This is a genomic window from Clostridium simiarum (genome assembly GCF_018919175.1).
Classification (GTDB): domain Bacteria; phylum Bacillota; class Clostridia; order Clostridiales; family Clostridiaceae; genus Clostridium_L; species Clostridium_L simiarum.
In genome coordinates, this window is record NZ_JAHLQL010000008.1 from 14,651 (window position 1) to 26,578 (window position 11,928).

The following is an 11,928-nucleotide window of genomic DNA, read 5'->3' on the forward strand; positions in this document are numbered from 1 at the left end:
ACTTCTAGTATAAGTTTTTAGAAAGCCAAGTAATACATAAGTATAATATGTATGATTAAAAGTAAAATGGCTACTGGAGCTTGAGTTGTTATAACCTTATTCTTATTTTTCATCTCTAAAAGAGCAGCTGGTACTACGTTAAAGTTTGCTGCCATTGGAGTCATAAGAGTTCCACAGAATCCTGCAGTTAGAGCAAGTGCTCCTGCTACAGCTGGATTACCTCCTTGAGCAAATACAAAAGGTATACCTATACCAGCGGTTATAACAGTAAAGGCCGCAAATCCATTTCCCATTATCATAGTGAATACAGCCATACCTACACAGTAAGCTATAACTCCAGCTAGGATATTTCCATTAGGTATTATAGAAGATATCCCTTGAGATATAACTTCGCCAATTCCTGCAGCAGTAAATACTGTTCCAAGGGCTGCAAGAAGTTGTGGTAATATGCTGGCAGCTCCAACCTGTTGTAACATTCTGTTACCGTCAACAGCTACATTTTTAGCTGGGGATTTTGTAACAAATAAAGCAGCTAGTAATCCAGCAACAGCTGAAAGACCTATAGCAACTTGTCCGCCTAATTTTGTCCATTGAGCTATAGCAAATGCTGCAATAGCTAATATAATAGAAGGTAAAAATATTTTACCACCAATCTTTTTAGCTTGAGCTTCTCTAAATTCATCAGCAGGATGAATTATGGTACCTACTTTTACCTGCTTAGTTAAAGTTAAGGCTCCCATTACTAAAAGTAAGGCTCCAACTAAAGCAGGAGGCAATATTTTTCCAGCTATGAATATAATACCTAAAATGCCCCAAAACATAGCAGTTCCAATTTTTGCAGTATGTTTACTATCTTTTAGTGTATAAAAGGCTGTAACTAACATTATTACTCCACTTAGCATGTAAAAGAATTCTAGAAGGAAATTTGAAATTTGTTTTATATCCATTTTCATGCCTCCCTTACTTTGATTTATATTTCTTATTAAGTTTTCTATCCATTAATAAGAATTGAATTGTAGCTATTATAAAGGTTATTATTGCAATAGGTACTGATGCCTTAGCCACATCTAATTGAGTAGTTTCATAACCTAATTTGCTTAAAGTACCAACTATAAGCAATACACCAGAACTTGCAATAAAGGCATTTTGTCCAAAGAAATTACCATAGTTTTCAGCAGCAGCAGCAAGTCCTTTTATGCTGTCTTCATCGTTTTCATCTAGTTCACCATGTTTACTAATAGCTGCTCCTTGAGCCATTGGATTTATAAGAGGTCTTATAAATTGTGGATGGCCACCAAGTCTTAAAGATAAGGCAGCAGCTACCTCTCTTATTAGAAGGTATAAAGATAATAGTCTTCCAGTAGTAAGGCTACCAGCCTTTTTAATAAGATCTATAGCTTTTTCTTTAAGCCCATATCTTTCACAAATACCGATTACAGGAAGAGTAAGCACAAATAGTGTCATATATCGTGTGTCCACAAAAGATTTTCCGAGAACTTCCAATATATTAAAGAAGCTCATTTTTGCTATAAGTCCAGTTACAACTCCTGATAATAATACAACAGCAATAGTATCAAGTTTTAGTGCAAAACCAATAATAACAATTAAAATACCGATGAGTTTGAACAATTTTACCACCCTTTCTTTTTCTTTATTATTTGACAAATTAGAAAATTAAGATTATATATAAGTATATATTGAACTAATTATAAATGTAATAAAGATAAATTTCAGTAGTCTAGGATACAAAAATAAAAGTATATTGAAAAAATATTAAAAATATAGGGTAAAATTTACATATTTTTATAGTTAAGCCTACAAAAAATACCAATTATGCAATATGGATTTGTATTTTTATATAAAATTTATGGTAAAATATAATAGTAGGGACAAAAAATAAAGGGGGATAAGCATGGAAGAAAAAGAAGTTTTGAAGGTCTTATGTGAAGCGCATGGACCTAGTGGAAGAGAGCATTGGGTACATCCTTTACTAGAAGACATCTTTGGTGAATTTGGGGAAATCACTGTAGATAATATTAATAATATGTGTATACATAAAAAAGGAAAGAATAAAGGCAAAATAATGGTTATGGCTCATGCTGATGAGATCTTTCTTATGATTACTTCAATTGAAGAGAGGGGTTTTTTAAGGTTTAAAGCTTTTGGTATAGATCCTAAAACCTTAGTATCTCAAGAGGTTTTAATTCACGGAAAGAAAGATATAAAAGGGATAATAGGCATAAAGCCACCACATCTTATGAGTGATGAGGACAGAAAAAAGGCAGTAAAAACCGATGAACTTTTAATTGATACAGGCTATAGTAAAGAAACCCTAGAAAGTTTAGTTAATATAGGGGATTATGTAACTTTAGATAGAAAATTCAAGGAACTTTTAAATAATAATGTAACTTGCAAGGCTACAGATGATAGGGCTGGAGTTACAGCTTTATATTCCGTAGCTAAAGAGCTTAAGGGAATAGATCATGATTTAGATGTTTACTTTGTATGTTCAGCTCAAGAAGAAGTAGGTCATAGGGGAGCTAAGGTGGCTAGTCATGAAATAAATCCAGATATAGGAATTGCCATAGATACAACCTTTGATAGTGGAAAGTTAGGAGATGAAGACAGGGATAATAAATTAGGGCTTGGGCCAGTTATATGTATAGGACCTAACATTCATCCTAAGGTAAGAGAAAAGTTTACAAGTCTTGCTAAAGAATACAATATACCTTATCAAGTAGAGGTAGAACCAGGAAATACAGGCACAGATGCTTGGGATATTCAAATAGCAAGGGAAGGAATCCCTACTTTATTAATATCCATTCCAATTAGGTACATGCATACCTCTGTGGAGGTTATAAATTTAGATGATATAAAAAATACTGGTAGAATAATCGCTAAATTTATTGAAAAGCTAAAAGGTGATGAATTGGAGGAATTATTATGCTTCTAGAAAAGCTTTGTAATGCTTCAGGGCCTTCTGGTTTTGAAGGAGATATAAGAGAGATAATAAAAGAAGAAATAAAGCCTTATGTAGATGAAATAAAAATAGACAGAATAGGAAATATAATAGCTCATAAAAAGGGAGCAGGACCAAGAGTAATGGTAGATGCTCATATGGATGAGGTAGGATTTATAATAACAGGTTTTAATGAAGATGGTACTCTTAGATTTAGTGCTTTAGGTGGAGTAAATAACAAAGTAATTCCCTCTAAAGTAGTTTATATAGGTAAGAAAAAGATACCAGGAGTTATAGGGGTGAAACCTATACATCTTCAATCCGGAGAAGAAAGGTTAAAGAATATTTCATATGGAGATTCTTGTATAGACATAGGAAGTAACTCTAAAGAAGAGAGTAAATCCCTAATAGACTTAGGAGAATATGTAATATTTTCTACAGAGTTTGAGGAGTTTGGAGAGGGTTTAATAAAAGGAAAAGCCTTTGATAATAGAATGGGTTGTTATGTGCTTATAGAAGCCTTAAAGGAGACTTATTCCTGTGACTTATATGCAACTTTTAATGTTATGGAGGAAATTGGAGAAAGAGGAGCCTTTGTAGCAGCTTATGGAGTTAAGGCTGATATAGGAATAGTCTTAGAAGGTACTATATGTGCTGATATGCCTTCAGTATCAGATCATTTAAGAGCTACAGAAATAGGTAAGGGACCTGCTATTTCTATAATGGATAGGACAAGCATCTTTAATGAAGATATGGCAGAAGATATAATGAAACTTGCAGAAAAAGAAAACATACCTTACCAAAGAAGAAGAGCCATAGCTGGCGGAAATGATGCGGCTGCAATTCATGGAAGTGGTGAAGGAGCTAAAATCGCCACTATATCAGTACCTTGCAGATATATTCATTCCTCTGTTTCAGTGGCATCATTGGAGGATGTAAAAAATACTAAAAATCTACTTATAACCTATTTAAAATCCATTGATGTGAATAATGGATAATTTAAACTTTACAAAATATAAAATGGGGGTATAGTAAATGGATGCATTATTAAATAGATTGATAAATGCCTTTGGTGTAAGTGGTCATGAAGATGAAGTAAAAAAGGTTATAGAAGAAGAAGTAAAATCCATGGGTTTTGATTGTGAAGAAGATAAGATGGGAAATCTAATAGTTTATCTTACAGAAACTCCAGGAACCAAAGATAAGCTTATGTTCTGTGCTCACATGGATTCTATGGGATTAATAGCTAATTACATTGATGATAAAGGTTTTGTAAGAGTAGGTGCTCTTGGGGATTTTGAGGCAGCAAATATGATAAATAATTTTGTAACCTTTGAAAATGGGACTTTAGGAAGGATATGCTCAGCTAAAAAGGATGCAGGTATTGAGGATTTATTTATAGATTTAGGAGTAAAAAATAGAGAGGAAGCATTAGCTTTAATAAAAGAAGGAAATGTAGCTAAATTTAACGGAGCAGTGCTGGAGATAGGTGACAATTTAGTTGCTCCTTATATGGATAATAGGATAGGGTGTTACATTCTTCTTAAAGTTTTAGAGAACTTAGCTGAAAATATAAAAAATCATGAGAATTATCTAGAAAATTTAAATAGAGAATATTATTTTGTATTTAGCACACAAAATAAATTAGGAGGAAGAGGGGCTAGAGCTGCTGCCTACCATATTGAACCAGATTATTCTATAGTGATTGATGCAGAAATAGCTGGAGATTATCCAGGTGGTAAGAGTAACATCTCCCTTGAAGAAGGACCTTCCATAAAAATAATAGATAGAACTTTAGTGGTTCACCATAAGGCTAAGGAAATATTAGAAAAATCAGCACAAGAATCTGATATTAAAGTACAGTATTCCGTTGGAGAAGAGGGGACAGATGGAGCCACTATTCATAAGGAAAGAAGCGGGGTAAAAACAGCAGTATTATCAGTGCCTTGCAGATATATACACACTAATGAAGAGATGATAAATATTCAGGATATAAAGAATAGTATTAAATTAATCCTAGGACTCATTTAAAGTAATTTAAAAGGTTTCTTAAATCTACTTAGTTTTAAGAAACCTTTTAAATTTATTATCTTTTTAAAGAATTTTTACTTCCATTCTTTCATTACAGTTTCTGGTTTATCCTGTATAAAGTTTATATATCTAGCAAAGGTAAAGAAAAAGTCTGAAAGTCTATTTATATATTGGTAGCTATCAGGATATGATTCTACTTCTTTTTCATTTAAATATTTTACGAAAACTCTTTCTGATCTTCTAACTATAGACCTTACCACTTGAGCATAAGTTCCTTCCCTACTTCCACTATACAAAATAAATTTAGTTTGAGGTGGCATTTGATTTGTCATCCAATCAATTTCGATTTCTAAAGATTTAGGATGGCTAGGAAGGAATTTGCCTTTTGTAAAATTCATAGATATTTCTACACCCATGTTAAATAGGGCGTTTTGTATTTCTATGAGGTCTCCAACAAGTCTATTTTTAATATCCTCTTTAATAATGGTATTTTCAATTAAAATATAGTTCAAGTATCCTACATGAGCATTAAGTTCATCTATGTCTCCTTGGAGCTCTATGAAGGTGCTTGCTTTTGATACTCTTTCACCTAGCAAGTTACCAGTGGAACCCTTGTCACCTGTTTTTGTATATATAGCCATAAATTTCACTCCTTATTAGACTTTTAGTTATTTTTATCGTAATATTAAAAGGGAAAGGCGTCATATATTTTTACCCACAAATTACAAAATATAACTTTGAAAATCTGTTAATAAATGTAATCAAATAATAGTATTTATTAATTAGATTATACCATAAAAACATTGTAAGCAATACTGTTTCATGAAATATTTTTATCTTCTTATAGATTAGTATTTATTTTTTATGTTTATAATATGTATAGAGCCGGGAACTTCAAAAACATTAAGATTGTTTCATAGGGTGAAGAGATTTTTAGATTCCCATAGGGTTTTATTATATATATGGGTACTTTCTGTTAGAAGAATTTACTAAGAAGCGTTGTAGGTATAACATAAGTATGCTATATTTTTTACATAATCAATATACTTTATAAAATTAAAAGGGCAAAACCCAAACTTAACTTAGGAAATTGCCTTATTATCAAATCAAAGTAAAGGAGACGACTATATAATGATATACATTTTGCTAATGATAAACATAATACTTTTAGTAGCAGGACAAACCCTATGGAAAATAGGTATGGAAAGCGTAAAGCTTGAGCTTAGTTTAAGTGGTATATTTAAGGTGATATTTCAGCCTTACATATTTTCAGGGCTTGTCATATATGCCGTAGCAACAGTTATCTGGCTTTACATACTGTCAAAGTCAGATTTATCCTTGATTTATCCATTACAAAGTCTATGCTATGTTTTAGCAGCCTTTGTAGGAATAATAGTGTTTAAAGAGTATATTCCACCTACTAGATGGTTTGGAATAATGCTTATACTATTAGGAGCCTTTTTTGTAGCTAAGTAAAAATTAGAAAGAGAAGAGGAGTTTAATGGTTTATGTTTAGTATGAAATATGAAAAAAAGAACATAAAATATGCCTTATACATAATTACTGCTTTATTTTTTATAATTTGCGTCATAACCTCATTAAAATATGGGGATTACAATCTTCTGGGTAGCTACGAAAAAATGGATAACGATGACGTTAGATACATAAGAAGTGCGTGGACTATATTAGATACAGGTATACTGTCGTATCATAATCCAGGGGAGAAAACAGTATTTATAATGCCAGGAATCTCTTATACCTTAGCTTTTTTTATGAAAATTTTTGGAAGAGTAGAAGGAGTAATGGCTTTTAGGATATTTCAAGGGGTTTTACAAAGTCTTTCTATATTCATAATATTTTTTATAGGAAGAAAGTTATTTAATAGTAGAGTTGGATTTTGGGCGGCTATAATAGACGTTTTCTACATACCGGAAATTTGGGCCACCAATGTGATACTTACGGAAACCATATTTAAGTTTTTTTTGGTGCTTTTAATTTATATATCCATTTACGCCATAGAAGAAAAACAGTTTAAATACTATATATGGGGAGGGGCTGTCTGGGGCTTAGCCACATTATATAGGCCTACTATTGCAGCCTTTCCTATGGTTATATTATTTATGTGGATATATAAAAAGTATGAAATAAGGGATATGCTAAAGTTTGGTATAGTTACTACTGTAGTTTTCGCCATAATAATGAGTCCTTGGTGGGTTAGAAACTATAAGGTATTTGGTGAATTCATCCCACTTACTCTATCCTCAGGGAATCCTATGGTAGAAGGTTCTTATATAAACTATGATGAAAGTATAGATTATTATGCACCAGAGCGCTCTGATGATGTAATTGAACAAAACAAATTATATATAGAAAATGTGAAATATAGATTTAAGCATGTGATGCTAAAAAGACCTTTTGCTTATGCAAAGTGGTATTTTATAGATAAAGGATTAACCCTTTGGACAGTTGCTTTTTATTGGAAGGAAATATGGGGCATAAGCCGAGTAGTAGTAATGATATATCATATACTAATATTGATACTTGGAATTATAGGTATGATAAAGTATTTAAGAAAAGCTAGAAGGAGTAAAAATATAAGTTCTAGAAGTTATGACTCCTATTCCCTAGGAATTTATAGAGCTTCAACTAAATCATCAATCTCCAGTGGAAAGATACTTTTCTTTGTATTAATATTTTTCTACATCACCCATATACCATATATAACATTTTCAAGATATGGATACCCTACAATGTTTATATTTATGATTTATGCAACCTATCTTTTCTTTGGAGAGTAACCATGATAGAGGATAATTCCTAGGTTTAGGTGAGGGTGCTTATAAAAATTACTTTTCTTAGGCTAAACCTTAAAGGGGATTGTCTAGGTGAATAAAGAAGTATTAGTAACTGTGGTAATAGGATAAAAGTAAGCTTTAGGTGAATCTTACTTCATCTAAAGCTTATTTTATTAAAAATAGTGTAAAGGTTATCAAAGAGGAAAACATATTAAAAATGGCAGTGATGAAATAAATGAATTTCAATCAAGGAGTTAAGGATTAATAGGGGTATAGATAAAAGAGGGGGATTTTATGAAAAGCTATAAAAAAATCTATATAGGCATAGTTTGTATAATTTCTTTCAGTTATATAGGAAATCTAATCTATTATTATAACAATAAATTAGACAAGCCCTGTTTCTTACAGCATTATTATGATTTGGAACAAGGGGAGATGTTTACATTATACTTTTTAGATAATAAAGTAATTAATGAAAAGGATAAAATAACAAACATAGGCATAGGTAATTATAAGTTTAATATTAATAATCAATATAATGATAATTATAATTATAATAAACCAGGTGCTTTACGACTAAGGGCTATAGATATAAATCCTAATGGAAGGGATTCTTTTAGGGGTTTTATGCAAGATGAGACTGTTGGTTCATATAAAGAAATAACCATACACTATGGAGAGAAGGTAGAAACCGTACCTATAGGTAATTTAAGTTTTAAAAAAGAGAATGTAAAAACTAGAGGAGAAGAAATCTTATCTGACCGAGGTAGACAGCTTAATGAAGAAAAATACCAGTTTACGCTTTTCCCTTCAGAAGCCATGAGGATATTGGAAGTTAAAGATAAGCATAGTGAAGATGATATAGAGGTGTTTTCAGATTATATACCATATAATAGTGATAATATTACAAAAAGAACCCTGCCATTTTATGTAGAATCAGAAGAAGTAATTATTATAAAAGTTGATGTTTCAAAGTTGGTAAAAAAGGCTTCTAAAGAAGGCTTAGTCTTTAATTACCCAATAGAAGTTGTTTACGAATCAATGGATGGAAGTAAGGGAACAAAAACCTTAAATGTAAATATAGTTCCTAATGATGCAAATATTGATATAAAGTCTACTAAGGAATCTTTAAGAGATAAGGAGGGAGAGATGTGAATAAAGCAATTAAAAGAATTATGGTTGGGTTTTTATTTATATCTCTTGATATTAATATAGGCTTTATAGATATACTTAATAATTCTTTAGGATTTATTATAATAATTTATGGATTAAAGGACTTAGTGGAGCATAGCTTATACTTTACAAAAGCCATACATGTAGCTAGATTTTTAGTACTTATAAACATCCCTTACTCTATTAAGTATGGAGAAGCTAGAGATGGCATGAACTTAAATTTTTTAAGCAACTTTTATCCTTTGGACATTTTATATACCATAATAGTGGTCTTAATTAATATATACTTTGTATATAATCTTTGTAGGGGATTTAGTGAAATGACAAAAAAATATGAGCATACTTCTAGGAGCTTTATGAATTTTATAAAAGCATATACGGTTATATGCTCTATAAGTATGTTACTTTTAATATTTAATATAAATTTAAATATTAAAAGCATAAAGGATTTTATAATATTTTTCTCCATAGGATTAGCCTTTTGGAATATATGCTTTTTAGTGTTATTAAACAAGACTAGAAAGATGGATTTTAATTTAAAATAGTGATTTTCATAATTTGAAAATCACTGCCTGCTATATCTGTTAAACTAGTATTATAACTAAGTTAACAGAGAGAAAGTAGGAGGGGTTACAATGAAAAATAATAAAATTAAAATTGTTACCATAGGTGGAGGATCAAGCTACACTCCAGAGTTAATAGAAGGTTTTATTAAACGTAAGGATGAACTTCCAATTAAGGAAATTTGGTTAGTAGATATAGAGGACGGAAAAGAAAAATTAGAAATAGTAGGTAACCTAGCAAGGCGTATGGTGAAAGAGGCAGGGCTAGATTGGGAGGTTCATTTAACCTTAGATCGCAGGGCTGCCTTAAAGGATGCGGATTTTGTATCTACACAATTACGTGTGGGACTATTAGATGCTCGTATTAAAGATGAACGTATTCCTTTAAGTCATGGAATGTTAGGTCAAGAAACCAATGGAGCAGGAGGAATGTTTAAAGCCTTTAGAACAATTCCTGTAATACTTGGTATAGTTGAAGACATGAAAGAGTTATGTCCAAATGCTTGGCTTGTAAACTTTACAAATCCTGCTGGAATGGTTACAGAGGCAGTGCTTAAGTACGGTAACTACAATAAAGTAGTAGGCTTATGCAATGTTCCTATTATGCATACTATAAAAGAATCTGAAATGTTAGGAAAAAATCCAGAAGAGCTATTTTTCCATTATGCAGGTTTAAATCATTATCACTGGCATAGGGTTTATGATAAGGAAGGAAATGAATTAACCTTAGATATAATTAATGAAATGTTCAATGGAGATAATAAAGTAGTAGAAAATATATCAGGAATTAAGTTTATGGAAGAGCAAATTCGTGATTTAGAGATGCTTCCTTGTGCATACCATAGGTATTATTATATGCATGATGATATGCTTCATGAAGAGTTAGAAGAATTTAAAAATAATAATACCCGAGCAGAAAAGGTTAAAAGAGTTGAAGCAGAGTTATTTGAATTATATAAAGATCCTAACTTAAAGGTTAAACCAGAGCAATTAAATCAACGTGGAGGAGCACACTATTCTGATGCTGCTTGTGAGATTATAAGTTCAATCCATAATGATAAAAGAAGCATAATGGTAGTTGATACAAGAAATAATGGAGCAGTAACAGATTTGCCATATGACTCAGCAGTAGAGATAAGTAGCTACATTACAGGTAGCGGACCAAAGCCAATTACTTTTGGTAAATTTAATGCTGCAGCACGTGGGCAAATACAGCTTATGAAAGCTATGGAAGAGTTAACTATAGAAGCAGCAGTTACAGGAGACTATGGTAAGGCGCTACAAGCCTTTACAATAAATCCAATGGTTCCAGCAGGTACTGTTGCTAGAGAAGTGCTAAATGAGCTTTTAATAGCTCATAAGGATTATCTACCTCAATTTAAAGATTCTATAGAAAAAATAGAAGAAGGTAAGTTAAAATAAATATTAAATTTGTAATTTAAGAGAAGTTCTAGGGCTTCTCTTTTTTTGATGATTTTACTTAAATATTCTATAATATTTAAGTAGGAGGGGATGAAAGTGGGAGAGGTAATTTATAGACTATTGTTTTTTGTTAACTCTAATAAAGAAAAGGATGTATACTATACCATTGCGTGGACAATGCTACAAAATATAAAAGAGGTGCCAAGGCTTAATATAAATCAATTAGCAGATATGTGCTATACATCCACTTCTACCATTAGCCGCTTTATAAAAAAATTAGGTTATGAAAGCTTTGGTGATTTTAAAGAAAAGGTAGAGCTAGTATTAGGGTATTATAAAAGAGATATATCTTTTCACCCAGATTTCGGTGAGAAAAGTGATATAGATCCAAGTTCAATGGTTAAGAACTTTTATGGTGTCATTAATAATCACTTAAAAGAGACCTGCAACAATTTGGACATAAGAAAGCTAGATAAATTGCTTGAACTTATCTATCAGCATAAAAAGATAAATTTTTTTGGTATGCAATTTTCTCAATATATGTCCATGGAGATACAAGCAAAATTATTAGCTTTAGGAAAGTTTGTAACTGCTTTTGTAGATGTTAAGGAGCAATTAAAATGTGCAGAGGAGTCAGATGAAGGTTCTTTAGCTATAATTTTGTCTATAGCTGGAAGAGTAGGTAAAACTGATTTAGTAAATAAGATAAAGGAATCCAAAAGTAAATTAGTAGTTATAACTCAAAATCCAAAAGTGGACTTTTTAGAGGATGCAGATTTAGTTATATTATTTGGCAATAAGAATACGGATAAAGAAGAGTTTTTACTAGGAGGAAGATATGCCCTATTAAGCATAATTGACCTTATGTATTATAGATATGTGTTTTTATATAATTGAAAGTGAAGGAATTATACCCATTAAAAGGTACCCTATATTAATAAATTACGACTTTTACACAAGTAATCCACGTCAATTAACACATAAC

At 31.3% G+C, this 11,928-nt stretch carries 12 protein-coding genes; 9 read left to right on the forward strand and 3 right to left on the reverse strand.

Annotated elements, in window-relative coordinates:
* Positions 1-17: 17 nt before the first annotated feature.
* Complete coding sequence (locus KQI89_RS15970; RefSeq protein WP_032123179.1) at positions 18-947, reverse strand: DUF979 domain-containing protein; 930 nt, start codon at positions 945-947, stop codon at positions 18-20.
* Between the two features lie 13 nt (positions 948-960).
* Complete coding sequence (locus tag KQI89_RS15975; protein ID WP_032123178.1) at positions 961-1,629, reverse strand: DUF969 domain-containing protein; 669 nt, start codon at positions 1,627-1,629, stop codon at positions 961-963.
* Positions 1,630-1,912: 283 nt separating this feature from the next.
* Here KQI89_RS15975 and KQI89_RS15980 point away from each other — a divergent pair, with 283 nt between their 5' ends.
* From KQI89_RS15980 to KQI89_RS15990, 3 genes are read left to right on the forward strand one after another with little or no spacing between them, the layout of a single operon-like run.
* On the forward strand, positions 1,913-2,953 hold the full coding sequence (locus KQI89_RS15980) for a M42 family metallopeptidase (protein ID WP_216457930.1): 1,041 nt from the start codon (positions 1,913-1,915) through the stop codon (positions 2,951-2,953).
* Entirely contained in the window at positions 2,944-3,957 is a 1,014-nt protein-coding gene (locus KQI89_RS15985) for a M42 family metallopeptidase (protein WP_216457931.1), read from the forward strand. The genes KQI89_RS15980 and KQI89_RS15985 overlap by 10 nt, the downstream gene beginning before the upstream one ends.
* A gap of 37 nt (positions 3,958-3,994) precedes the next feature.
* Entirely contained in the window at positions 3,995-4,990 is a 996-nt protein-coding gene (locus tag KQI89_RS15990; protein ID WP_216457932.1) for a M42 family metallopeptidase, read from the forward strand.
* A 74-nt stretch (positions 4,991-5,064) separates the two neighbouring features.
* On the opposite strand, the gene KQI89_RS15995 is transcribed toward KQI89_RS15990, so the two are convergent.
* Positions 5,065-5,631, reverse strand: coding sequence for a cob(I)yrinic acid a,c-diamide adenosyltransferase (locus KQI89_RS15995; RefSeq protein WP_216457933.1), 567 nt, complete (start codon positions 5,629-5,631; stop codon positions 5,065-5,067).
* 490 nt (positions 5,632-6,121) lie between these two features.
* On the opposite strand from KQI89_RS15995, the gene KQI89_RS16000 reads away from it, so the two are divergent.
* The 6 genes from KQI89_RS16000 to KQI89_RS16025 all read left to right on the forward strand — a co-directional run bounded on the left by KQI89_RS16000 (position 6,122) and on the right by KQI89_RS16025 (position 11,840).
* Positions 6,122-6,466: a DMT family transporter gene (locus tag KQI89_RS16000; RefSeq protein ID WP_032123174.1), complete on the forward strand. Its 345-nt coding sequence runs from the start codon at positions 6,122-6,124 to the stop codon at positions 6,464-6,466.
* A 32-nt stretch (positions 6,467-6,498) separates the two neighbouring features.
* Positions 6,499-7,788, forward strand: a complete 1,290-nt coding sequence (locus tag KQI89_RS16005) for an ArnT family glycosyltransferase (protein WP_216457934.1) — start codon at positions 6,499-6,501, stop codon at positions 7,786-7,788.
* A gap of 291 nt (positions 7,789-8,079) precedes the next feature.
* Entirely contained in the window at positions 8,080-8,940 is an 861-nt protein-coding gene (locus KQI89_RS16010; RefSeq protein ID WP_216457935.1) for a hypothetical protein, read from the forward strand.
* Positions 8,937-9,503: a hypothetical protein gene (locus tag KQI89_RS16015; protein WP_216457936.1), complete on the forward strand. Its 567-nt coding sequence runs from the start codon at positions 8,937-8,939 to the stop codon at positions 9,501-9,503. Before KQI89_RS16010 ends, KQI89_RS16015 begins: the two co-directional genes overlap by 4 nt.
* A 90-nt stretch (positions 9,504-9,593) precedes the next feature.
* The gene (locus tag KQI89_RS16020; RefSeq protein WP_216457937.1) at positions 9,594-10,943 is read left to right on the forward strand and encodes a 6-phospho-beta-glucosidase; all 1,350 of its coding nucleotides are present in this window, start codon (positions 9,594-9,596) and stop codon (positions 10,941-10,943) included.
* 96 nt (positions 10,944-11,039) lie between these two features.
* On the forward strand, positions 11,040-11,840 hold the full coding sequence (locus KQI89_RS16025) for a MurR/RpiR family transcriptional regulator (protein ID WP_216457938.1): 801 nt from the start codon (positions 11,040-11,042) through the stop codon (positions 11,838-11,840).
* Positions 11,841-11,928 lie beyond the last annotated feature (88 nt).

Excerpts from the sequence above, each read along its gene's own strand:
- KQI89_RS15970 (WP_032123179.1), bottom strand. The coding sequence starts at position 947 with ATGGATATAAAACAAATTTCAAATTTCCTTCTAGAATTCTTTTACATG.
- KQI89_RS15980 (WP_216457930.1), top strand. The coding sequence starts at position 1,913 with ATGGAAGAAAAAGAAGTTTTGAAGGTCTTATGTGAAGCGCATGGACCT.
- KQI89_RS15985 (WP_216457931.1), top strand. The coding sequence starts at position 2,944 with ATGCTTCTAGAAAAGCTTTGTAATGCTTCAGGGCCTTCTGGTTTTGAA.
- KQI89_RS15990 (WP_216457932.1), top strand. The coding sequence starts at position 3,995 with ATGGATGCATTATTAAATAGATTGATAAATGCCTTTGGTGTAAGTGGT.
- KQI89_RS15995 (WP_216457933.1), bottom strand. The coding sequence starts at position 5,631 with ATGGCTATATATACAAAAACAGGTGACAAGGGTTCCACTGGTAACTTG.
- KQI89_RS16000 (WP_032123174.1), top strand. The coding sequence starts at position 6,122 with ATGATATACATTTTGCTAATGATAAACATAATACTTTTAGTAGCAGGA.
- KQI89_RS16005 (WP_216457934.1), top strand. The coding sequence starts at position 6,499 with ATGTTTAGTATGAAATATGAAAAAAAGAACATAAAATATGCCTTATAC.
- KQI89_RS16010 (WP_216457935.1), top strand. The coding sequence starts at position 8,080 with ATGAAAAGCTATAAAAAAATCTATATAGGCATAGTTTGTATAATTTCT.
- KQI89_RS16020 (WP_216457937.1), top strand. The coding sequence starts at position 9,594 with ATGAAAAATAATAAAATTAAAATTGTTACCATAGGTGGAGGATCAAGC.